This is a genomic window from Tateyamaria pelophila (assembly GCF_019966495.1).
In the GTDB taxonomy this organism is placed as follows: domain Bacteria; phylum Pseudomonadota; class Alphaproteobacteria; order Rhodobacterales; family Rhodobacteraceae; genus Tateyamaria; species Tateyamaria pelophila.
On record NZ_JAIMIA010000036.1, the window covers coordinates 18,881 to 41,004 of the forward strand.

The 22,124-nt window shown below is 57.3% G+C and carries 20 protein-coding genes and 1 other RNA gene; 15 read left to right on the forward strand and 6 right to left on the reverse strand.

From position 1 onward, the window contains the following. Positions 1-27 precede the first annotated feature (27 nt). The 5 genes from LC354_RS12920 (at position 28) to LC354_RS12940 (ending at position 3,194) form a co-directional block, all read left to right on the forward strand. Positions 28-792 (forward strand): hypothetical protein, encoded by a 765-nt coding sequence (locus tag LC354_RS12920; RefSeq protein ID WP_223424433.1) that lies wholly within the window; start codon positions 28-30, stop codon positions 790-792. Between the two features lie 7 nt (positions 793-799). After that, on the forward strand, positions 800-1,465 hold the full coding sequence (locus LC354_RS12925) for an N-acetylmuramoyl-L-alanine amidase (RefSeq protein ID WP_399203518.1): 666 nt from the start codon (positions 800-802) through the stop codon (positions 1,463-1,465). 111 nt (positions 1,466-1,576) lie between these two features. Beyond that, an RNA gene (gene rnpB, locus LC354_RS12930) (RNase P RNA component class A) lies at positions 1,577-1,978 on the forward strand. Between the two features lie 444 nt (positions 1,979-2,422). Further along, the gene (gene rpmG / locus LC354_RS12935; protein WP_089276079.1) at positions 2,423-2,590 is read left to right on the forward strand and encodes a 50S ribosomal protein L33; all 168 of its coding nucleotides are present in this window, start codon (positions 2,423-2,425) and stop codon (positions 2,588-2,590) included. 91 nt (positions 2,591-2,681) lie between these two features. Then, positions 2,682-3,194, forward strand: a complete 513-nt coding sequence (locus LC354_RS12940; RefSeq protein ID WP_223424437.1) for a P-loop NTPase family protein — start codon at positions 2,682-2,684, stop codon at positions 3,192-3,194. Between the two features lie 517 nt (positions 3,195-3,711). On the opposite strand, the gene LC354_RS12945 is transcribed toward LC354_RS12940, so the two are convergent. From LC354_RS12945 to LC354_RS12955, 3 genes are all read right to left on the reverse strand, one after another. Continuing rightward, on the reverse strand, positions 3,712-4,182 hold the full coding sequence (locus LC354_RS12945; RefSeq protein ID WP_223424439.1) for a cupin domain-containing protein: 471 nt from the start codon (positions 4,180-4,182) through the stop codon (positions 3,712-3,714). 79 nt (positions 4,183-4,261) lie between these two features. Further along, positions 4,262-5,041 carry a Bax inhibitor-1/YccA family protein gene (locus LC354_RS12950; protein ID WP_223424441.1) on the reverse strand — a complete coding sequence of 260 codons (780 nt, stop codon included), beginning with the start codon at positions 5,039-5,041 and terminating at the stop codon, positions 4,262-4,264. Positions 5,042-5,415: 374 nt separating this feature from the next. Beyond that, positions 5,416-5,616: a hypothetical protein gene (locus LC354_RS12955; protein ID WP_223424443.1), complete on the reverse strand. Its 201-nt coding sequence runs from the start codon at positions 5,614-5,616 to the stop codon at positions 5,416-5,418. 515 nt (positions 5,617-6,131) lie between these two features. Here LC354_RS12955 and LC354_RS12960 point away from each other — a divergent pair. The 9 genes from LC354_RS12960 to LC354_RS13000 all read left to right on the forward strand — a co-directional run bounded on the left by LC354_RS12960 (position 6,132) and on the right by LC354_RS13000 (position 15,402). Further along, the gene (locus LC354_RS12960) at positions 6,132-6,509 is read left to right on the forward strand and encodes a helix-turn-helix domain-containing protein (RefSeq protein WP_223424445.1); all 378 of its coding nucleotides are present in this window, start codon (positions 6,132-6,134) and stop codon (positions 6,507-6,509) included. 53 nt (positions 6,510-6,562) lie between these two features. After that, complete coding sequence (gene hisN / locus LC354_RS12965) at positions 6,563-7,357, forward strand: histidinol-phosphatase (RefSeq protein WP_223424446.1); 795 nt, start codon at positions 6,563-6,565, stop codon at positions 7,355-7,357. Then, on the forward strand, positions 7,354-8,694 hold the full coding sequence (locus LC354_RS12970) for an 8-oxoguanine deaminase (protein WP_223424448.1): 1,341 nt from the start codon (positions 7,354-7,356) through the stop codon (positions 8,692-8,694). The genes hisN and LC354_RS12970 overlap by 4 nt, the downstream gene beginning before the upstream one ends. Continuing rightward, on the forward strand, positions 8,694-9,116 hold the full coding sequence (locus LC354_RS12975) for a CAP domain-containing protein (RefSeq protein ID WP_223424451.1): 423 nt from the start codon (positions 8,694-8,696) through the stop codon (positions 9,114-9,116). The genes LC354_RS12970 and LC354_RS12975 overlap by 1 nt, the downstream gene beginning before the upstream one ends. Positions 9,117-9,725: 609 nt before the next feature. After that, complete coding sequence (mgtE, locus tag LC354_RS12980; protein ID WP_223424454.1) at positions 9,726-11,120, forward strand: magnesium transporter; 1,395 nt, start codon at positions 9,726-9,728, stop codon at positions 11,118-11,120. A gap of 70 nt (positions 11,121-11,190) precedes the next feature. Next, positions 11,191-11,760, forward strand: a complete 570-nt coding sequence (locus LC354_RS12985; RefSeq protein WP_223424457.1) for a 5-formyltetrahydrofolate cyclo-ligase — start codon at positions 11,191-11,193, stop codon at positions 11,758-11,760. A 92-nt stretch (positions 11,761-11,852) separates the two neighbouring features. Next, positions 11,853-12,662 carry a TIGR00282 family metallophosphoesterase gene (locus tag LC354_RS12990; protein WP_223424459.1) on the forward strand — a complete coding sequence of 270 codons (810 nt, stop codon included), beginning with the start codon at positions 11,853-11,855 and terminating at the stop codon, positions 12,660-12,662. 65 nt (positions 12,663-12,727) lie between these two features. After that, positions 12,728-13,585, forward strand: coding sequence for a DMT family transporter (locus LC354_RS12995; protein ID WP_223424463.1), 858 nt, complete (start codon positions 12,728-12,730; stop codon positions 13,583-13,585). 23 nt (positions 13,586-13,608) lie between these two features. Next, positions 13,609-15,402: an SLC13 family permease gene (locus tag LC354_RS13000; RefSeq protein ID WP_223424466.1), complete on the forward strand. Its 1,794-nt coding sequence runs from the start codon at positions 13,609-13,611 to the stop codon at positions 15,400-15,402. Positions 15,403-15,968: 566 nt separating this feature from the next. On the opposite strand, the gene LC354_RS13005 is transcribed toward LC354_RS13000, so the two are convergent. The 3 genes from LC354_RS13005 to LC354_RS13015 form a co-directional block, all read right to left on the reverse strand. Continuing rightward, positions 15,969-16,826 (reverse strand): bile acid:sodium symporter family protein, encoded by an 858-nt coding sequence (locus LC354_RS13005; RefSeq protein ID WP_223424468.1) that lies wholly within the window; start codon positions 16,824-16,826, stop codon positions 15,969-15,971. Positions 16,827-17,483: 657 nt separating this feature from the next. Next, complete coding sequence (locus LC354_RS13010; RefSeq protein WP_223424471.1) at positions 17,484-19,256, reverse strand: SLC13 family permease; 1,773 nt, start codon at positions 19,254-19,256, stop codon at positions 17,484-17,486. A 111-nt stretch (positions 19,257-19,367) separates the two neighbouring features. Beyond that, positions 19,368-20,315, reverse strand: a complete 948-nt coding sequence (locus LC354_RS13015; protein WP_223424474.1) for a glutathione S-transferase family protein — start codon at positions 20,313-20,315, stop codon at positions 19,368-19,370. 183 nt (positions 20,316-20,498) lie between these two features. Between LC354_RS13015 and LC354_RS13020 the strand changes: the two genes are divergently transcribed. Then, positions 20,499-21,245 carry a YebC/PmpR family DNA-binding transcriptional regulator gene (locus tag LC354_RS13020; RefSeq protein ID WP_223424475.1) on the forward strand — a complete coding sequence of 249 codons (747 nt, stop codon included), beginning with the start codon at positions 20,499-20,501 and terminating at the stop codon, positions 21,243-21,245. Positions 21,246-22,124 lie beyond the last annotated feature (879 nt).

The window sequence follows — 22,124 nt, forward strand, 5'->3', positions numbered from 1 at the left end:
ATCAGACCTGACAATGGCAGAGCAGAAATGAGTATTCGCAAGTTTATGATGATGGGTGCGGTAGCCGGTCTGGCAGCGTGCCAACCTGCGGTGCCCGACAGCGGGGCAGGTGCCTATGACAGTGGGAGAGGCGTCGGATTTGATGACCCCTCGACGCTGGCGGCCCGACAGGCGCGGGACGCACAGTTGGCGACCTCCACCGTTGTCCCGAATGCACCAGCGGTATCCGGTGAACCCTTGTCGGCGCTCAGAACGCCTGTTCCACAACCCACCCAGCGCAGCGCACGCGCCGTCTATGATCCTCAGAGCCTCGACGCAGAACTGGCAGCCGGAACGAATTCCGGCGTTGCGGTTGTGAATGCGAGCCCCTCCAACGCGGCGCCTGTGTTCCAGAGCAATCCCGCCATCTCGGATGAAAACAGCTTTGATGCCGTGTCGGGGCGCGAAACCATTGCCAGTGACGCCGCCCGCGTTCAGTCCAATCGCGCGCAATATCAGATCGTGCAACCAACGGACCTGCCTCAACGATCGGGCGACGCGCAACCAAACGTGGTTCAATATGCGTTGCAGACAAACCATCCCAAGGGAACCAAAGTTTACCAACGCCTCAACATCGCATCGGTCTCCGGTCTGATGCGCAGTTGCGCGCGATATGCTTCGGCAGACGAGGCACAGATCGACTTCCTCGCGCGTGGCGGGCCGGAGCGCGATCGGCGCGGTCTTGACCCGGATGGCGATGGATATGCCTGCGACTGGGATCCGGCCCCATTCCGCCCGAACTCCGGCGGCTGATCCGCGGATGGTTGCGGTGCACCAGTTTGCGTCGCCCAATTGCGGGGTTCGCCGGAACGGGCTGGTGCCGCGTTACGTGGTTCTGCACTATACGGCAATGGCCTCCGCCGAGGCCGCGATTGACCGGCTTTGCGATCCCAAAGCCGAAGTATCCGCCCATTATGTCATTTGTAAATCCGGGCGGATCATCCAACTCGTCGGCGAAGGGCTACGGTCGTGGCATGCGGGTGCTGGCGAGTGGCACGGGCTGCAAGACATGAATTCACGGTCCATCGGGATCGAGTTGGACAATGACGGGCAGGGCCCCTTTACGCCAGCGCTGATGAAAAGCCTCGAAACATTGTTGGCCAGAATGCTCGCGGCATGGGATATCCCGCCGCAAAATGTCATCGGTCATTCTGACATGGCACCGGGTCGAAAATGTGACCCGGGCGCCTTTTTCGATTGGGCGCGATTGGAAACAAAAGGGCTCGCCGCGCCATCAGGAAAGACATTGCCACCACACGTCCCCGATGCGGCCCTCTTTCGCAAGATGGCGCGGGCGTGTGGGTACACAGCCGATGTCGGTGACAATGACTTGCTTGCCGCTGTCCGCCTGAGATATCGGCAGAACGCGTCCGGTCCTTTGGAAGCTGCCGACTTTACCCCGTTGAGCGATGGCGCCCGCACATAGACGATCCCCCTTCATCTTGCCAGTTAAACTCCCGCCGGAGGCTCCCGAACCCTCTGCAGGTACGACGGCCCATTGACGCGCCCCCTGTTCACGCCGTAAGGCGAGCCACGCGCGGAGCGGTGGATGGCCGCTTTGGCAGGGCAACCTGACAGAGAGGAAAGTCCGGACTCCAGAAAGCAACGGTGCCGGGTAACGCCCGGGCGGGGCAACCCGACGGAAAGCGCCACAGAAAAGAAACCGCCTTTCGCGCCCGTGCTACGGGTGCTGGGGTAAGGGTGAAACGGTGGAGTAAGAGCCCACCGCCGGGCTGGTAACAGACCGGGCATGGCAAGCCCCACCGGGAGCAATGCCAAATAGGGACCGCGTGCCGGGCAACCGGCGGGGCTGCTTTTGCCTCAGCAGGTCCGGGTTGGCAGCTAGAGGGGTGTTGGTAACAGCATCCCGAGAGGAATGGTCATCTCGGGCGGAGCGATCCGCCTATGACAGAATCCGGCTTATAGCCTCTCCGCGCGTGTCTATGCCAGGGTCAGGGTGAATTCATAAGCTTTTCCCGTGTCCCGTGGCAGGTGATGCGAAACACTTTGCCATCTGGTTCGCAGGTTTGCCGCGCGCTGTGACATGATCGTCACCAAACATCAGTTTCTTGCCGCCGACCTGTTCCGGGAATGCAGCCTAAGTTGTTATCGGTTAAAAGCCCTCCGCAACAGCAGGACGCGACGTGGCGAATGTGACCTTAAACACGATGCCGTAAATCAGAGAAGTTTTCCTAAAGATGTCTTCCCAATATACGTATCAAAGACCCTGACCTTATCAATTTGACGCAAAAAAGTCAGTTTTGCCGGTCTTTTTCAGCTTTGGATGCGGTCATTTGAAAAAAGCGCGTTGACTCCGAATACACAACCGATAGAAGCCGAGTCTGACACTTTTGCACGCGTGCGTGCCCCGAGGAGAACTCAGATGGCCAAGCCAACCACGATCAAAATTCGCCTGAACTCGACCGCAGGCACCGGCCACTTTTATGTGACCAAAAAGAACGCGCGGACGATGACTGAAAAAATGTCAATCAAGAAGTATGACCCCGTTGTGCGCAAACATGTTGAGTACAAGGAAGGCAAGATCAAGTAAGATCGCCTGCCATTTTTGTATTTCAAAGGCCGCGCCGCAAGGACGCGGCTTTTGTCGTTCGGAGACCAGACTTGGCATGCAGAGGTGTCACATGCGTCGGGTGATGATTGTTGGCGGATCAGGCTCGGGCAAGAGCACACTGGCGCGCGCGCTGGGCAGGCGGATGGGCTTGCCGGTTTATCACATGGATCATATTCACTGGCGGCCGGGCTGGGATCCTCGCCTGAGAGCGGCTCGTCGCGCGATGGCCCTTGAGATCGAGGCGCGTGACACCTGGATTTTCGAAGGTGGGTTTTCGACCACATATGCAAACCGTCTGTCGCGTGCCGATACCCTGATTTGGCTGGACTTACCTGTCGGGTTGCGACTGTGGCGCGTGACACGACGCCTCGTCGAGAACTATGGGCAGCGCCGCCCCGATATGGCCGAAGGCTGCGTAGAGGGTATCCACAGCGAGACCTGGGCCTTCTACCGTTGGATCTGGGACACGCGGCGCACGGGCCCAAACCGCCTCGCCGCGCTGGTTGCAGATGCGCCGGAGCAGGTGTCGATCCACCATCTGACAACACGCGTTCAGGTGCGTCGGTTCATGGAAGCCGTGTAAATCAAAATCGCACGTCGACCATGGCGGACCTGGCAGCGGTCGACAGGGTGCTGCTCCGAACGTGCCCAAATCTGCGCAAGGTGAATTATCCGGGGACCTTGCTTGTCACTGGCTTGCTTATCATCAGCCGGGCACAGTCTGCGTTTTTGGGGGCGGCACCAATTGCGTCGGTTTTATTGGATGGTGTCATCTTTAGGGTCGGTCGTTGGAGCATGACCGCAAAGACCGCATGCAGAGCAAATCCGTCACGAAGCAACAGATTATCGCGCGTTGCATCCCCGGTGTCGGGGGGCGTTGCTGTTTCACTGGTTTGGCAAGGTCCGCGCGGCTGGAATGCGTGTATGAAAAGCTGGGCGATCCGAATGGCAGAGCCGTCTTATCATGCGGTGGGCTTCGAGACGATTGCGCCGATGGATGTCGCCGTTAAAGGTGGCATTTCCGTCGATACAGATGACCTGTTTGCTCTGGGAGGTCAGGGCGCACCGAGGGTGCGCCTTACTGTCAGGTCACACATCGTTCATTCGTTTGTTCCCGGCGCGTTTGCGGGTGCGCCTGCGAGTGTCGTGTAGCGCCGCGCTTGGGTGTCTCGGTCAAAGTGGAGAACCCGGTCCATGTCTGGGTAGGTGACTTGGTCGGCAGGCGCGCGCGTCCCGATCACCATATATCGAACTGGCTCCCGGCTGCGGTTTTCCATGCAATGACTTTGGGGCTCTCCGGCTTTCCAGCACGCAGCGTCTCCGGGATAAAGCGTTGTCTCGATCCGGTCCTCAATGAGTGTTGCGGAGCCGGACAGGATTAACACCATTTCGTCTTCATTTGCGTGCCAATGTGCATGGGAGGAAAACGAGCCGGGTGGCAGTTCTTCGACAAAAGCGCCGAACTGCGTCAGACCGGCGCTGTCACTGATCAACTCTGCCCGATAGGGACCGAGCGCGCTGTTCTGACCGCCGCTATCTATTTTGGCGCTGCCCTTTTTTATGACTGTCATTCAGTATCCTCCTGCACGGGAACGAAAAGGGGCCGGTCGCAATGACCGGCCCCTTTCGAGCAGCTTATACCAAGGCGTGCTACTCTTGCTGACCCATGAACATCAGCAGGAATTGGAACATGTTCAGGAAGGCAATGTAGAGGCTCAAAGCACCGTCAATTGCCGCTTTGTCCAACCATTCCTGATCACCGTGCGCCGCATGCGCCACATAGGTGTTTTTGATTTCTTGCGTGTAGAACGCCGTCAGACCCGCGAAGATCAGAACGCCCAGAGCGGAGATCGCGAACATCATCGCAGGGGACTGCAGGAAGATGTTGATGATCATCGCGACGATCAGACCGATGACACCCATCATCAGGAATGTGCCCATGCCGCTCAGGTCTTTCTTGGTCGTGTAACCGTAAAGGCTCAGACCCGCAAAGGCGATTGCGGTGACAAGGAACGTCTGGGTAATCGAGTAGGGTGTGAACACCAGAAAGATCGAGCTCATCGACACGCCCATGACGGCCGCGAAGATGAAGAAGCCCAATTGCACAGCAGCCGCCGAGCCACGACGCATCAACGCGCCCCAGCCAAACAGAATGAAGGCCAGTGGTGCAAACATGACGACCCATTTTAGCGGTGTCGCAAAGAGAAGCGTGCCCAAGCCCGTCAGGTATTGGCCCTCACGAAGCGCTATGGTTGCGCCTGCCGGATCGGATGTGACCGCAAGCCCCGCGATAGCCCACGCCGCAGCAGCGGTGATAAGCATGCCGACAGACATGGTGCCGTACACTTTATTCATATGGGCGCGCAGCCCTACGTCGATCTGGGCGGCGCGTGTTCCGGCCGCCGACCGGATCGTATTCAACTCAGCCATTGTTGACCTCCAAATTGATACATTATGCCCGACAGGTTTGTCCTGACGGTCGCGGATTTCCGCCCGCTCATGCGCTAATATCGTGTCAGAAGGGCTCCCTTTCAAGGGTTTTTCACCATTGACACGCCGATCCGACCAAAGAATCCGACGCTTTTTGTCATAAATTATGAAATCTATCCGTACCGGCCACAGGTTTCTCTTGCTGAACGTGAGTTTACAGGCACTTGGCAGATCGATTTCACCCCTTCGCGTGCATTGGCCTGAGGGGTGAATGCATGTTGATCAAGCGCTTTGCACAGACATTCCGGCTCGGCCCCTTCGATCGGTGCGGGACTGTCCATTGCGCGGACAGCGTCAGGGAACCATTTGCTGGTTTAGGCGCTTCGGATGGCGTCGTCGACACTGACAGCGACCGGGCGACTGGCGCGCAGGTCGATGCTGGTCCGAATGTCCTCACGCTGCTTGAGGAAGCCGAACCGCCATTTCTTGACCAAATCAATCACGACAGGATTTTGCCACAACTGCCGCCACAGCGGACTGGCCTGTATCGGGGCGGCCACATAACATGTGTACAACGCAATCGTTTGGTTGTGACTTGGCGCGTTTGGCTCGAGCGACTCGGCACGACTGCATGCGGTAAAGGCAGGGAGCAGCGTGAAATGCGCGGGGCATTGGGCCGATTTCCGCGCGATCGGCGGATTTTCGCGTTTGGCCAAGAACTGCCGAAAACACAGGGATTTTCGCTACTTACGGGATGTTCAACCAAAAATTGAATGAATCGTCGAGTGACTAAGCTATTGATTGCAAATACAGAATGTATACTGTCATTCGTGTGGGGGATTGTGATACTTCAATTTCTCAGTTGGATCGTCGACGCATTTTTTGATCGGACGCGCACTTTTTATGGCAGCAGACCCACCGCACATGTCTGCCTCGGTCGGATTGCGTTGTTTTTAAAAAACGATCGAAATATGGTTTGAGGGCTGCAACGTCGGGTGACTTCCGGATCGACTGTTTATTTTGGCAGCGTTTGAATTCGGTGTAAAAGGCTCTTGAGTGAGCCATGTATTTGAGAGAGTTGAGAATTTAGATGGCACATATCGTGGACACTCATGTGGGAAAACGTATCCGTCAACGGCGCTGGCTCATTGGTATGACCCAGCAAAAACTGGCTGATATGGTTGGCATCAAGTTTCAGCAGATCCAGAAATATGAGACCGGGGCCAATCGCGTAAGTGCGTCCCGGCTTTGGGACATCGGGGAAGCGATGGGTGTTCCTGTGTCTTTCTTTTTCGAGGGTTTGAACGACGGGGCGGGTCACGTCGCGGCTGATGGCGGAACACAGGCGCCACCTGATATGCTCGGAGACAAGGAAGCAATGGACCTTGTCCGCAGCTACTACGCAATTCCCGAAAATCAACGCCGGCGGTTGTTTGAGCTGGCCCGTGTCCTGAGCGACGTCGCCTGAGTCCGAGAGGGGCGGGGCTTGCGCCATCCGGCCTCCTCTGGCACCTCGGTGTGATGACATATGAAATTGATGAGCTGACGGACGTAGCCAACGCGATGGCAGATGCCGCGCGTGCGGCAATCTTGCCGCATTTCCGCCGCACTGATCTCGTGGCAGACAATAAACTGGCGGATGGGTACGACCCCGTCACGGTTGCGGATCGCGCGGCCGAACAGGCGATGCGCGCTGTTTTGGCCCGGCGGCGGCCTCAGGATGCAATCGTCGGAGAAGAGTTCGGCGCGACCGAAGGGTCCAGCGGTCTGACATGGGTGCTTGACCCGATCGATGGCACGCGCGGCTTTGTGTCCGGGACACCGACCTGGGGCGTTCTGATCGCAGTCGGGCCGGATAGCGGTCCGATCCTGGGGATCATTGACCAGCCCTATATCGGCGAGCGGTTCGTGGGTAGCGCCGGTGCGGCCCATTTGGTTGGCCCACACGGATCTGGCCCCATTCGCACCCGCCCGCCGCGTGCCTTGTCCGCCGCGACCCTGTTCACAACCTTCCCGGAAGTCGGGGCTGCTCAGGATCGTGCAGGGTTCGAGGCCGTGGCCGCCAAGGTGCAGTTGGTGCGCTACGGTATGGATTGCTATGCCTATGCGCTGGTTGCGGCAGGTCAGGTTGATCTCGTGATCGAGGCAGGTTTGAACAGCTATGACATTCAGGCCCCGATTGCGTTGATTGAAGCCGCCGGTGGCGTGGTCACCGACTGGGATGGGAAACCCGTCCATCAAGGAGGGCGTGTGCTGGCCGCCGCCAATCTTGAGATTCACCGGGCGGCGCTTGATATTCTGAGGGAGACAGCATGACAGAGTGGCTGATCAAGAACGCGTCACATGTCGTGACGATGGACGATGACCGCCGGGAGTTGGAACATGCGGATATCCTGATACGGAATGGCGTGATTGCGGATATCGGACCTGGATTGACGACTGTTGGTGAAACGGTTCTGGCGCAGGGCTGTGTGGTGACGCCCGGTCTCGTGAATACGCATCATCATCTCTATCAAACTCTGACGCGAGCGGTACCCGCCGCACAGGACGCGCTGTTGTTCGGATGGCTGCAAACGCTCTATCCGATCTGGGCGCGGTTCACGCCCGAGCACATGTCTGTTTCGGCCCAGATCGGACTGGCGGAGCTTGCGCTCTCGGGATGTACCCTGAGTTCGGACCACTTGTATCTCTACCCAAACGGGAGTCGTCTCGAAGACACCATCCACGCCGCCGACATCGTGGGGCTGCGGTTTCATCCTACCCGCGGAGCGATGAGCATTGGCGAAAGCGATGGGGGATTGCCACCCGACAGCCTGGTCGAATCCGAAGCTGCCATATTGGAGGACTGCATCCGGGTCATCGACGCCTTTCACGACCCCGCACCCGGTGCGATGTGCCGTGTCGGTGTGGCGCCGTGCTCGCCTTTTTCGGTCAGTCGGGACTTGATGCGAGATGCCGCAGTGCTGGCCCGAGAAAAGGGCGTCATGATGCATACGCATCTGGCGGAAAATGATGAAGATATCGCATACTCGTTGGAGAAGTTCGGCTGTCGCCCGGGCCAGTATGCGCAGGATCTCGGCTGGACAGGTCCGGATGTCTGGCATGCGCACTGTGTGAAACTGGATGCCACTGAAATTGCTCTTTTCGCGGAAACCGGTACGGGTGTCGCGCATTGCCCCTGTTCAAACTGCCGTCTTGGGTCGGGCATCGCACCGGTTCGGGCGATGCGTGACGCAGGTGTTCCGGTATCTATTGGCGTCGACGGGTCGGCAAGCAATGATGCCAGCAATCTGGTGGCCGAAGCGCGCCAGGCCATGCTCTTGCAACGGGTTGTTAACGGTGCGGATGCTATGAGCGTCCGTGAAGCTTTGGAGATTGCGACTCGCGGTGGCGCAAATGTGCTTGGTCGGCCGGATTGTGGCAGGATTTCTCTCGGATCCCGCGCCGATATTGCAATATGGGACGTCTCGGGCATAGAGGCGGCAGGCAGCTGGGATCCTGCCGCGTTGTTGTTGTCTGGGCCCACTACCGTGCGTGATCTTTTTGTCGAAGGGCGACAGGTGGTGCGGGATGGGCAAATGACGACATTTGACCTCGGCGCTGCTATGGAGCGTCAGTCCGTGCTCGCGCGGCAATTGAGTGAAGGAACGTAATGCGGACTATCTTTCTGAGCACTATTCTATTGATGTTGGCGGGGATAGCTGCGGCAGATGCAAATGCGCTTGCGGCAGTGAATGCGGAACGCAGCGCAAAGGGGCGTGCGGCGCTCGTCTATGATGACCGCCTTGAAGCCGCAGCGCTTGCCCATGCGCGTGACATGGCAGCGCGCAATTTCATGAGTCACACCGGATCCGACGGCTCGACCCTTGCGAAGCGTCTGAAACGTGCGGGCTACAAATACTGCTTTGGAGCTGAAAACATTGCGGTTGGGCAGCCGAATTTGTCACGTGCTATGGTGGCATGGATGAATTCGAGCGGGCATCGCAAAAACATCCTGAGCCGCAAGGCAGAGGCCATGGGTTTCGCGCGCGCGCAGGGAAATCGTTGGGTGATGGTGTTCGGCGCGCAGTGCTAGTTTCCGTTTTCCGGCCCGGAAAACGGCCGGAAACTGCGTCAGTTTCCACTGCCTTCAGCGTTTCAAACCTTGCGCCTGTTAAGCCAACGTCGTCGTTGCGAATTAAAGCGTTCGTATAGAAGAGCGCTCAATTGTAGCAGGATTTTCGAATGTATGAGAGTGCCAAACCCGGATTGGCTCTGCACCTCGATGTTCTTCGGAGTGAGCCATGACGTGCATTTACGATTTGCCGCAAACAGTCCGGAGGACCGTGGCAAAGTTCGGGCGTTTGAGTTCATGATGCTGCCGTTACTGGTTCGGGTCCGACCGTAACGATCTGCATTAATACAGATTTAAGCGCAAAGCCGGGTGCGCACTTATGCCCGTTTGGCCGAGCTGTTCGTGTCGTCCTGAATCGAATGTGTACGGCCTTGAGCCTCCGGGCCCCGACGTCCTGTCAATCTTGGAATGCGTCGAGATGGTTCGGCTTTACAGGTCAAATCAGAATTTTGGTCTGCCGCTCAAACGGTCGTTTATCACTTATCCAGATCAGATTGCAGTATAGCCCAGTCGATGCAGTTGTATCCGCGGAAGCCCCCTCGTATGGTCGCGGCGCATCAGGGGGCAGCCATGTCGGATGAAATCGAAAAAGACTCGGAAAATGCGGATGACAATGCCTACACGCTGGGCCGCAAAGACGTTGCTTCCATTCTGTATGCCGTCGATATCGAAGATCGCGAACAACTGACCAAGCTGATGGAGCCGCTTCACGCGGCTGACATTGCAGACCTACTGGAACAGATCAATGCCTTTGATCGGTCGCGCCTTATTCGCCTCTATGACCGTGAATTCGATGGGGACATCCTGTCGGAACTCGACGAGTCGATCCGTGAGGAAGTCATTTCCGTCTTGCGGCCTTCTGTATTGGCTGAAGCTGTACGGGATCTGGATAGCGACGATGTTGTCGATCTGATCGAGGATCTGGGGGATGCCCAGCAAGAGGCAATCCTGGACGCGTTGGAAGACGCGGATCGGGCCCTCGTTGAGCAATCGTTGTCCTTCCCCGAATACTCGGCCGGGCGTCTGATGCAGCGCGAGGTCGTCATGGCGCCGGAGCATTGGACCGTGGGCGAGGCCATTGACCGACTGCGCAACGCCGACGAGGACGAACTGCCGACACAGTTTTATCATATCGTTCTGGTTGATCCGCGCCTGCATCCGGTCGGAAATGTCACCCTTGGCAAGTTGATGCGCTCGCGCCGCGACGTCATGCTGATTGATTTGGTCGAAGATACATTTCAGGTCATTCCGGCCAATCAGGACGAGAGCGATGTTGCCTATGCGTTTAACCAATATCATTTGATCTCGGCACCTGTTGTCGATGATGAAGGCCGGTTGATCGGTCTGATCACCATTGATGATGCCATGGCCGTGCTGGATGAAGAGCATGAGGAAGATATCCTGCTTCTGGGGGGCGTGGGGGAGGAATCGGCGCTGTCGGACAATGTGCGCGAAACCACGCGTCAGCGGCTGCCGTGGCTGGCTGTCAACCTGTTTACAGCGATCCTCGCGTCCCTTGTGATCGCACAATTCGAGGTTATTCTGGCGCAGATCGTGGCGTTGGCCGTCTTGATGCCTATTGTTGCCTCCATGGGCGGCAATGCGGGGACACAATCGCTCACGGTGGCGGTTCGTGCCTTGGCCACCAAGGATTTGACCGGAGCCAACGTGTGGCGGGTGATCCGGCGCGAAGTCATTGTAGGTCTTATCAATGGGATGGTCTTTGCCGTCGTGATGAGCATCATCGGCATGGTCTGGTTCGGATCGCCCGCCCTTGGATATGTGATAGGCATGGCGATGGTCATCAACCTTGTGGTGGCGGGACTGGCGGGCACTGCAATTCCCGTAATCCTGGACCGCGTCGGCATTGATCCGGCCTTGGCGTCTGGCGCTTTCGTGACCACGGTGACGGATGTCGTCGGATTTTTCGCCTTCCTTGGTCTTGCCGCGATCGTGCTGTTGTGAGCCGCTGGGACGACGCTGTTGCGGGCTGCGCCGCAATGCGCCCCGCCCACCGTCCCTTAGGCGCTGCACCATGGATTTGAAGGCCCAAAAGGATGCCGCGCGCAAACTGGCATTTGCGGCGCGCAAGGCCGCTTTCGATCTGGATGCGGGCGGCGGTGCGGGCCTTTTGTCATCGGTTCTGGCAGGCTATCGCGGCGTTCCGATCGCAGGATACATGCCTATAAGGTCAGAGATCGATCCGCTGCCTGCGATGTGTGAAGCCGCGGCACACGGTCCTGTCGCGGTGCCTGTCATCATGGCGCCGGGTCAACCGTTACGTTTTTCACGCTGGACACCGGATTGCGCCTTGCGTGCGGGGCCCTTCGGGACGCAGCTGCCGGAGGTAGATGATTTCATCACCCCTGAAATTCTTATCGTACCCTTGGTGGCGTTCACACGAACCGGTGGTCGCCTTGGCTATGGCGGTGGGTTTTATGATCGCACGCTCGAGCAGTTGCGTGCCAACCGGGCGACCCTCGCCATTGGATTTGCCTATGGCGCCCAGGCTGCTGACGCATTGCCGCTTGAAAAGACCGATCAGCCGCTCGACATGATTGTCACCGACACTGAGGTCATAGACATTGCCTGTGGCCCTGTCTGATTGCGCCATGGCAGTGACTTGTTGATGTATTGATTGGACGAAGTGTGCGTTGTCTCTTGCCGAACAGGTAGGCGCGCACTAGGCCTTTCCTTATGAATATTCTGTTTTTGGGTGACGTGATGGGCCGTGCCGGTCGTCAGGCGATCACCGATCATCTGCCGCGTTTGCGCGCTGACTGGAACCTGGATTTTGTTGTGGTCAACGGAGAAAATGCCACGTCCGGCATGGGGCTGTCCGGTGCGCATGCCAAGGCCTTGCTGGCGGCCGGGGCGGATTGCGTGACCTTGGGTGACCATGCGTTCGACCAAAAGGACATGCTGCAATTCATTGAACACGAGCCCCGGGTCATCCGGCCCTTGAACTTTTCCAAGGCGTCTCCCGGCAAGGGCGCGCGACTTTTCCCAACCCGAAACGGCAAGCAGGTGCTTGTGACACAGGCTTTGGGGCAGGTGTTTATGAAGCGGCCCTTTGATGATCCGTTTTCCGCTCTTGAGACGGTATTTCGCGCTCATCCTTTGGGGGCGCAGGCGGATGCGGTGATCGTCGATTTTCATTGTGAGGCGACATCGGAAAAAATGGCCATGGGCCATTGGTGTGACGGACGGGCCAGCCTCATGGTGGGCACCCACACCCATGTACCGACCAGCGACGCGATGATCTTGTCGAAGGGCTGTGCATACTTGAGCGATGCAGGCATGTGCGGGGACTATAATTCGGTCATCGGGATGCAGCGGGACGAGCCATTGCGCCGCTTTATCACCGGCATGCCCAAAGAGCGCTTCACCCCTGCCTTGGGTGAAGCGACGCTGTCTGGCGTTTATATCGAGACCGGCGCAGACGGGCGCGCCACCCGGATCGAAATGGTGCGTCAGGGCGGGCTCTTGAAACAGTGCGGGCCGTGACTCGCAGCGAACTTTACATTTGTACTGGTGTTTTGCTTGTCGTGGGGGCGGCCTAGGGTTTGACCATGCCACTGACCAAGATCGCGGTCAGCACCGGCTACAAACATTTCGGGCTACTGTTTTGGCAGATGGCGATTGGCGCGTCTGTCATGACCCTGGTGGCGATTCTACGGGGCACCCGTCTGCCGTTGGGACGGGCCCAGTTGCGCTTCTATGTGGTGATCGCCTTTGTCGGATCGATCTTCCCAAATACGGCCAGCTATCAGGCGGCCGTGCATTTGCCCTCGGGGGTCATGTCGATCCTCCTGTCGATGATTCCGATCTGGGCCTTTCCCATCACTCTTTTTCTTGCATTGGATCGCTTTGAGTGGCGTCGTTTAGGCGGATTATTCGCGGGAATGGCGGCCGTCTTGCTGATCGTTTTGCCTGGGGCGGACATGTCTGGCAACATTCCTGTTTTCTGGGTTCTGATTGGTATGATTTCCGGGCTGTTCTACGCATTCGAAGGCAATTTCGTCGCCCGCTGGGGGGCTGCGGACCTTGATGCGATGCAGGTGCTTTGGGGCGCGTCGATTGTGGGGACGATTGTGACCTTGCCGCTGGCATTGGGATCGGGGCAATGGATCGACCCCCGTCCGCCGTTCGGGGCGGCGCAAATGGCACTGGGGATCAGTGCAGTTCTGCATGTGTTTGCCTATACCGGATATGTTTGGCTGGTGAGGCGGGCAGGCCCTGTATTTGCGGTCCAGATCAGTTACCTCGTGACCTTGTTTGGCATCCTTTGGGCCTGGCTGATCCTGAACGAGGCCTATCCGCCGGCCTTTTGGGCGGCTTTGGCGATGATGATGCTGGGGATGTATCTTGTGCAGCCGCGCAAAGCATCGCTTGAAGCTGGTACAGCGATAGAGGACAGTGGGCGCTGACTTCAGCCACCAAAGAGAATCCAATGGGTTTTATCGAACTTTCACAAACGGGCAGCGCGATTGCGACGCTCGCGGTGGTGTGTATCATGTTCCTGCTCTTTCTGCGTGAGAGCTTTCCGACGGAGGTGGTTGCGATAGCAGGCGTCGCCGTGCTGTTGGCGCTTGGAGCGCTGCCTTATGACGACGCCTTGTCGGTGCTGTCGAACCCGGCGCCTTGGACCATTGCTGCGATGTTCATCATCATGGGTGCGCTTGTGCGGACCGGCGCGCTGGAGGCGTTCACAGGCTTCGCGGACCGCAAAGCGCAAAGCAATCCTGTCCTCGCCATTGCCATGCTCATGGGCTTCGTGATCATTTCGTCGGCTATTGTATCAAACACGCCAGTTGTCGTGGTGATGATCCCGGTCTTTGTACAACTCGCAAAGACCTTGGGTATTTCGCCTTCGAAATTGTTGATTCCATTGAGTTATGGAGCGATTTTGGGCGGTACGCTCACTTTAATCGGAACCTCGACCAACCTGTTGGTCGATGGCGTTGCCCGGGCGCAGGGATTGGCCCCGTTCACAATTTTCGAAGTCACCCCGTTGGGGATCATTCTTGTGATCTGGGGGATGGTCTATCTTCGCTTCGTCGGTCCGATTCTCTTGCCGGACCGTGACAGCATGGCGGGACTGCTCAGCGATCGCAGTCGGATGAAGTTCTTTACCGAGGCTGTCATTCCGCCTGAAAGCAACCTGATTGGTCGCGAAGTCTCTGGTGTGCAGTTGTTCAAGCGCGAAGGTGTCCGTTTGATCGACGTCGTGCGTGGGGATTTGTCGTTGCGGCGCAACCTTGCGGGGGTGGAGCTTCAGGTCGGTGACCGGGTCATTTTACGAACCCAAATGACCGAGTTGCTTGGTTTGCAAAGTAACAAGGAACTCAAGCGCTTGGATCAGGTCGGGGCCGTCGAGACGACGACCGTTGAGGTGCTGATCACGCCCGGTTGCAAGATGATCGGTCGCAGCCTGGGCATGATGCGATTGCGGCGACGCTATGGTGTGTATCCGCTGGCGGTGCATCGGCGGAACCAGAATATCGGTGTGCAACTGGACGATCTGGTTGTCCGGGTGGGGGACACGTTGTTGCTGGAAGGTGCACCTGAAGACATCCAGCGCCTGGCCAGCGATATGGATATGGTCGATGTGGCCAAGCCGTCGCAGCGGGCCTTTCGGCGCAGCCACGCCCCCGTTGCTTTGTTGAGCTTGCTGGGAATCGTTGTGCTGGCCGCGCTGGGCGTGGCGCCGATCTTCTTGCTTTCCATTCTTGCCGTGGCAGTGGTGTTGGTGACGCGCTGTATCGACGCGGACGAGGCGTTTTCATTTGTTGACGGGCGTTTGCTTGCCTTGATCTTTTCGATGCTGGCGATCGGAGCCGCGTTGGAGGCCTCGGGGGCTGTTTCGTTGATCGTGAATGCGGTGGCGCCGGCTTTGGGGGCATTGCCGCCCTTCCTGATCGTTTGGGCGATCTATTTGCTGACGTCGATTTTGACGGAACTGGTCAGCAACAATGCCGTGGCGGTCGTAGTGACGCCGATTGCAATCGGGCTGGCGGGCGCGCTGGGCATCGATCCGCGGCCCTTGGTGGTGGCGGTGATGGTGGCGGCTTCGGCGAGTTTCGCGACGCCCATCGGGTATCAGACCAATATGCTGGTGTATGGGCCTGGCGGGTACAAGTTTACCGATTTCCTGCGTGTGGGCATTCCGTTGAATCTAAGCGTTGGCTTGCTGGCATCTTTGGTGATTCCCTTTATCTGGCCCTTGTCTCCGGGTGCGGGGTAAGAATTTTCGTCGAAAATTCTTTTACGCTGGTGCCCCATTGGCAGGCATTTCGCCGAAGAATCACGCATCGATCGAAACGCCGCGCTCGAAGGCGGACTTGCAAAGCTGCCGACGCCGTCCAAGCGTCGTGTTACAATCTGCTCATGCACCCAGGCCCTTTCTGAATTCAGATCGGTTTGCCGCCCAACCATCGTTCCATCGTTTGGCGCACAGGGATATGCAGTTAACGCGCCGCGCGTCTAAGCGGTTTTGAAAGTGAGCTTTATGATATTTGCCTGCTGGGTTGAACCGCGTCTATGAAGGCGCGGGCAAAACGCGACCACCTTACGATCGTCGGATCAGGTCTCATTATTTGTGCCCTTCGCACACTGCCGTAAACGGATACCATAAAGCAGGGACAGCTTGTATCATCGGAAATCATGACTATCCGCCCGTCAACATGACCGGGCACCGCCGGAATCACATTGGCCGCGCTGGGGAACTGCGATCAATCAGTCACGCTTGGCGCACGACGTCGAAATTGCATCCCATTCAGTCAGAGAGTAACGGCTCTAAAAATTGGCCACCTATGTGCTGCGATACCATGCCAAGAATGGTGCGGCGACCAAATACATGGTGATGCCGTAAACGGCTGATGGTAGGGCCAGCGCGCTGAAGCCCTCTGCTTGCGGCAAAATAAGCGCAGCCAGTGTTATGCCCAGAGTGGCGTTCTGCACCCCGGTTTCGATCGAGATGGTTTTGGCCTGGGTCCAGGCGAGCCCGCTCGTGCGCGCAAAGCCCAATCCGATGAACAATAACGCAGCATTCAGGATGATGAGGGCCGAACCCAAAGTGTATACATTTTCAACGAAAAGGCCCCAGTTGCCTGCGAGGGCGACGGAGACGATTGTCATGAACAAAGCGGTGGCGATGCCTGTCAGTACCGGTTCCATTCGCACAGCGACTTCGGGCGCGAAGTGCCTAAAAAGTAGTCCGACCAGAACCGGGAGCGTGGTGATAAGGAACATTGCCGTGGCAAGCGATGTGACGGACACGTCTGGCGCGGCGTCGCCCATGAAATGCACGACGGCCCATGCGCTTAGAATGGGTACCGTCAGTATACTCAGCAGGCTTATGATTGCAGTCAGTGAGACAGACAATGCCACATCCCCGCGTGCCAACCGGGACAGCATATTGGATGTGACGCCGCCCGGACAAAAGCTCAGCAGCATGAAACCAACCGCGATTTCGGCGCTCAGATCGAAACTAAGGACGGTCAGCAAAGTGACCATGGGCAGCAGCAAAACTTGCGAAACAGCGCCGATCACAAATGCCTTTGGCGCGTTGAACACACGGAAGAAATCAGAAAATGTAAGTCCGACTCCAAGGCTGAACATAATGACGGCCAGAGATAGCGGTAAAACCACGGTAATGAGAATGTCCACGCGCAGCCCTCCTGCATCGAACTTTAGCGATCGTTGGCGCTTACAGGCAACGCTCACGCTTGGTCTCTACGTTTTCCGACACGGAAAACGGGCGGAAACCGTGTCGGTTTCCGCTTCGTCTGCTTCAATCCTCAGCGAATGAAGTGTCCAAGGACCTAGTTCTTATTCTAAAATTTTTAACTGCACTTCCGAAGAAGTCCCACCGTCTGATGTAACAGGAGCAGTATCCGGCTTTATTGAAACAAAACATTAGTCCTGAAATGCGTCATCTGCGGAAGTGATGCCAAAAACGTGCTTCACTCACTATATAATGGAATCTGGCTCCCGCGAGGGCAGGTTCCAAATCTCGTAGCACTGCTCGATATTGTCCGTGAATGGCGTGGACGACTTTGCAAAAACAACGTCCAATGGTCTCCCAAGTCTGCCTACGCTCTTGTTGTGTACAGAGAGAAGCACAGTTTCACGTACAATATGCATTCCAAGGAAATTGGATTCAGGTACTTCCTTCGGGGTTTTGACACAAAGGGCGCTTGTTTATAAAGTCAGAAAAGATGCTGGATTGCCTTCACAGTTTCGGCGACCAAGGGCTTATGGACCAGTTCAAGTTCGGATGCTCGGTCCCTCCGGTGACGCTGCCTCCGCCTTGATACTGTCCTGTTACAGAGGCCAAAAGACCAAGATGGCAGGTATTGAAACGGCGACGATGATGACCTCCAGCGGCAGGCCGCATCGCCAATAGTCGCCAAAGCTGTACCCACCGGGACCGAGGATCAAAGTATTGTTCTTGTGCCCGATCGGCGTCAGGAAAGCGGAGGATGCCGCCACGGCCACGGCCATCAGGAACGGGTCTGGTGAAACCCCTAAAGTCTGTGCCATCTGAATGCCCACAGGGGCGGCAACGATCGTCGTGGCGGTATTGTTGAGAACGTCCGAGAGGCTCATGGTGACGACCATCAAAACCGTCAGAACCGCCCATGCGGGCATGCCTTGGGTCAGGCTGACCAACCAGCCTGCAATCAACTCGGTCCCGCCTGAACTCTCCAGAGCGGCCCCCAAGGGGATCATTGATCCGAGCAACACAACGACCGGCCACTCGATATGGGTATAAAGCTCGGACAAGGGTACAATTTTGGACAGGACGTAAGCCACGACCACAAGCCCAAGCGCAACCGGCAGATACAGCAGGCCGACACTGGCCGCCGCCACGGCCGCCAGAAACAGCCCGATCGCCAGCCAGACCTTTTCATCGGATGTGACCGCGAGCCCCCGTTCGGCCAAAGGCAGACAGCCCAACCACTGTGTGACGTCCGCACCGGTATCGCGCGGTACCAGCAGCAACAGAATATCGCCGGACTGGACCGGAGTTTTGCGGATCAGATTCGTGATGCGTTTGCCGCTGCGGGAAATGCCCATCAGAACAGTGGATTGACGCCACGCCAGCCCGACACCCTGGGCGGTCCGACCGATCAAGCGGGACTGGTCCGTCACGACCACTTCAATGATTTCAACGCCAGCCCCTGTCGCCTTGAGTTTCTCCTCGCGTTGGGCGTCTGCGACAGCGAGGCCAAGCGCCGCGCGAAATTCGTCCAGTGCCTCCGGCGTGGCTTCGAGGACCAGAGAATCGCCAGCGCGCAATGTGGCGTTGCGCGCAGGTCCATAACGTCTTTCTCCGTCGCGGATGAGCCCGATGATCGCGACGTCCGCGCGTTCTGCGTCTTCGTCCAGTTCGCTTAGGCGCTTGCCGATCAGCTTCGCGTCCTCAGGAACTGTCAATTCGGCAATATATTGCGAAAGATCTTCTGGGCTGATGTGTGTATCCTCGCGCACGGGGATCAGGCGCCAGCCGATCAGGGCCACAAAGATCAACCCTGCAATGGCGGCTACCCCTCCCACCGGCGCAAAGTCGAACATGCGAAACGGCGCGCCCAGACTTTCTTCTCGGATGGCGGCAATGATGATGTTTGGCGGCGTGCCGATCAGCGTCACCATCCCGCCGAGAATCGTCGCGAAGCTGAGCGGCATGAGGCTGAGCCCCGGGCTGCGCCCGGCCTTGCGCGCGGTCTGGATATCAACCGGCATCAGCAACGCCAAGGCGGCGACATTGTTCATGAAGGCCGAAAGTACGCCCCCGATCACCCCCATCAGCGCGATATGGCTGCCCAGCGAGCGGCTTTCATCCACCAGGGTGCGCGTGATCAGAAAGACCGCACCGGATCGCACCAATCCCGCCGAGACCACCAGCACCAGTGCGACCACAATTGTTGCGGGGTGCCCAAAACCCGAAAACGCATCCTGTGTGGGAACAACGCCCAGGACGACACCCGCCATCAAAGCGGAAAAGGCGACGATATCGTAACGAAACCTGCCCCATAGCAGGAGGCCAAAGACAAGTCCGAAGAGCGAAAACAGAACGATTTGGTCGGTGGTCATGCGCCTACCCTAGGCAGGTGTCGCCCCCGGTGCCAGTGTGATTATGGGGCTCTGCCCCCGGCCTTCGGCCGTCCCCGGGATTTTTGGGAACAGAGAAGAGGGAGAGGGGGCTTAGCCCAATGTGATGTTGCGATGGGTTGGCTTTGTCCAATCCACCTGCGGGCCCTTGGGAATGATCCCAAGTGGATTTCGCAACTCTGACGGAGAAAAGTAACCTGCCTTGTAGATGTCCGGTTTGACGGTGTCGGCGATGCCGGGCACCGCATAAAGCGCACGGGCATAATCCCAGAGGTTGGGAAAATCGCTGAGCTTGGCCAGGTTGCATTTGAAGGCATAATGATAGGCCACATCGAACCGCGCGAGTGTTGGAAACAGGCGAAGATCAGCCTCCGTCAGCGTTTCACCGACCAGGGTTGTTTTGTCTTTCAGGTGGGATTCCAGCGTTTGCAGTGCGGTAAAGAGCTCGGTGACCGCGCTGTCATAGGCCTCTTGCGTGCGCGCAAAACCGGCCCGGTAAACGCCGTTGTTGATCTTTGAGTGGATCCGGGCGTTCCAGCTTTCTATCTCGGCCTCGAGAGCTTTTGGGACCAAACGCCGTCCCGGATCGAAGTACAGCGCCAGCATGCGCGCGATGTCGGCGCTTTCATTCGATACGATTTGGCTGGTGTTCTTGTCCCAAAGCACTGGCACCGTCACTCGCCCGGTGTAAGGCGCGGGCTGTTTGCCATAAACCTCGTGAAGCGCGCTGACTTTCAGTACTGGGTCGGAAAATGCCCCCGTTTTGTCAAAGACCCAACCGTCTGCCGTACGCCGTGGTTGGGCGATACTGATTGAAATCGCATGTTCCAAACCCAGCACCGCACGGACAAGCAATGTGCGATGCGCCCAAGGGCAGTTCCACGCGACGAAGAGGTGGTAGCGCCCCGGCGCGGCCTGGAATGGACCCGTAGGCGTGATCCAGTCTCGTAAGGTGCTTTTGGCACGTTCATAGGCGCCCCCGCGTGTGCTATCCGGTCCGGGGTCGTCCTGATGGTAGGTGCCTTCGATCATTACGCCCATGTGCGTCCCCTCTCGTGGATTGAACTTTAGGATACTGTGCTGCGCGTTGCGATGCACCAGACGCCCGCGCGCGGCCTGTCTGCGTCGTTGCACAGCCGCCGGTGTGGGCTTGCCCCCGACAGCGCCGTTGTCCTATAGCTGCGCGACAGACCCTTGGACTTACAGAACGACAGGAGACCCCCCATGGCAGGCCACTCAAAATGGGCGAACATCCAGCACCGCAAAGGGCGGCAGGACAAAATCCGCGCCAAGCTGTTTTCGAAGATGTCCAAGGAGATTACGGTCGCCGCAAAAATGGGCGATCCTGACCCCGACAAGAACCCTCGTTTGCGTCTGGCGGTCAAAGAGGCGAAATCAAATTCCGTTCCCAAGGACGTCATTGATCGCGCCATCAAGAAATCACAAGCGGGCGAAGGCGACGAATACGAAGAAATCCGGTATGAGGGCTATGGCCCTAACGGTGTCGCGGTGATCGTAGAGGCGATGACCGACAATCGTAATCGTACGGCTTCGAACGTCCGTTCGACCTTTACCAAGAACGGCGGTAATCTGGGTGAAACTGGCAGCGTCGGCTTCATGTTCGACCGCAAGGGGGCGGTGAGTTACCCGGCTGAAGTGGGCGACGCGGATACCGTAATGATGGCCGCCATCGAAGCAGGGGCCGAAGACGTGGAATCCACAGAGGACGGCCACGTGATCTGGTGTGCGGATACCGATCTGAACGAGGTGTCGAATGCGCTTGAGCTTGAGCTGGGGGAATCGGAGTCTACCAAGCTGATCTGGCGTCCGACGACCACGACCGAGATGGACCTCGAGGCCATGAACAAGCTGATGAAGCTGATCGACGCGCTCGAGGATGATGACGACGTTCAGCAAGTGACGACCAACTTCGAAGCCAGCGATGAGGTTATGGATCAGTTGGAAGCGTAGCGCGAGGTTTGGCATAACGTTCTCCAATCGTCATGAAAATGAGAACTTCCCGCGCCCTTCGCCAAAGTACAAAATGTCGGATCGGGTTGTAAGAAGAGGTATCCTGAGTACTTGACCCAGATCCGTCTGCGTCCTGCTGCCAGTCTTTCGCAGAATTTGTAAGCCCGGTGCGTTAAATGAATCGATGAATGAAAACCGTGAGAAGCATATCGCAGATTGAATTGGCCAATCCCTTGGGTCGTGGAATTTTTCTCTTGATAGCTGGCTAGTTGCCACTTGGTTTGGCACTTGCTTTAGTAATTGGTTTTTTGGCTGCCCACATTTTCTCAGCGCATTGGCGCAATTGTCGTTGGTTTCGCAATCTTGCATTCAATCGAATTAAAACGGCTCAACACTATCTTGTTTTTCATTGAGAGTATCAGCACGCACGATGTTTTGTGTAACAAAGCCGCCCAATCGAATTAGATTTCAGCGCCGCAGCTTCTGGAATATCTGCACGTTTTCAGTTGGAATCAGCCCATACCGGTCACTCGACATGATGCTATTCTGCCACTTGGCCAGCCCGTATTTCCGACATCTGCTGCGTCAGAAAATCTGAGAGCCTGATCAATACACAGTCTGCGGACAAAGCGTTAATTCGCAACTATTGCGCCAATGTGCGCTGCGATGAAACCGACACTGAATAAACAGGAATAAGCTGGCTTCCCAAGTGGTGCGTTGTCCGTCTTGAACTTGCGCCTATCGTTTAACCCGCGTTCCTTACGTGTGGGAAGTCGCCGGTGGCGATATACCTTTCCTCCTCTAAACCGACATTCCCCAAGTGGCCTGCCATCTGACGCGAAGATCGCCTGATCAGGCCTGCGGATCAAGTATCTTTTA

Bases quoted from the DNA above. Each gene is read 5' to 3' on its own strand.
- LC354_RS12925 (WP_399203518.1), top strand. From the start codon at position 800: ATGGTTGCGGTGCACCAGTTTGCGTCGCCCAATTGCGGGGTTCGCCGG.
- LC354_RS12920 (WP_223424433.1), top strand. From the start codon at position 28: ATGAGTATTCGCAAGTTTATGATGATGGGTGCGGTAGCCGGTCTGGCA.
- LC354_RS13000 (WP_223424466.1), top strand. From the start codon at position 13,609: ATGGGTTTTATCGAACTTTCACAAACGGGCAGCGCGATTGCGACGCTC.
- hisN (WP_223424446.1), top strand. From the start codon at position 6,563: ATGACATATGAAATTGATGAGCTGACGGACGTAGCCAACGCGATGGCA.
- LC354_RS12970 (WP_223424448.1), top strand. From the start codon at position 7,354: ATGACAGAGTGGCTGATCAAGAACGCGTCACATGTCGTGACGATGGAC.
- LC354_RS12950 (WP_223424441.1), bottom strand. From the start codon at position 5,041: ATGGCTGAGTTGAATACGATCCGGTCGGCGGCCGGAACACGCGCCGCC.
- LC354_RS13010 (WP_223424471.1), bottom strand. From the start codon at position 19,256: ATGACCACCGACCAAATCGTTCTGTTTTCGCTCTTCGGACTTGTCTTT.
- rpmG (WP_089276079.1), top strand. From the start codon at position 2,423: ATGGCCAAGCCAACCACGATCAAAATTCGCCTGAACTCGACCGCAGGC.
- LC354_RS12995 (WP_223424463.1), top strand. From the start codon at position 12,728: ATGCCACTGACCAAGATCGCGGTCAGCACCGGCTACAAACATTTCGGG.
- LC354_RS12940 (WP_223424437.1), top strand. From the start codon at position 2,682: ATGCGTCGGGTGATGATTGTTGGCGGATCAGGCTCGGGCAAGAGCACA.
- LC354_RS13020 (WP_223424475.1), top strand. From the start codon at position 20,499: ATGGCAGGCCACTCAAAATGGGCGAACATCCAGCACCGCAAAGGGCGG.
- LC354_RS12945 (WP_223424439.1), bottom strand. From the start codon at position 4,182: ATGACAGTCATAAAAAAGGGCAGCGCCAAAATAGATAGCGGCGGTCAG.
- LC354_RS13015 (WP_223424474.1), bottom strand. From the start codon at position 20,315: ATGGGCGTAATGATCGAAGGCACCTACCATCAGGACGACCCCGGACCG.
- LC354_RS12960 (WP_223424445.1), top strand. From the start codon at position 6,132: ATGGCACATATCGTGGACACTCATGTGGGAAAACGTATCCGTCAACGG.
- LC354_RS12990 (WP_223424459.1), top strand. From the start codon at position 11,853: ATGAATATTCTGTTTTTGGGTGACGTGATGGGCCGTGCCGGTCGTCAG.
- mgtE (WP_223424454.1), top strand. From the start codon at position 9,726: ATGTCGGATGAAATCGAAAAAGACTCGGAAAATGCGGATGACAATGCC.
- LC354_RS12975 (WP_223424451.1), top strand. From the start codon at position 8,694: ATGCGGACTATCTTTCTGAGCACTATTCTATTGATGTTGGCGGGGATA.
- LC354_RS12985 (WP_223424457.1), top strand. From the start codon at position 11,191: ATGGATTTGAAGGCCCAAAAGGATGCCGCGCGCAAACTGGCATTTGCG.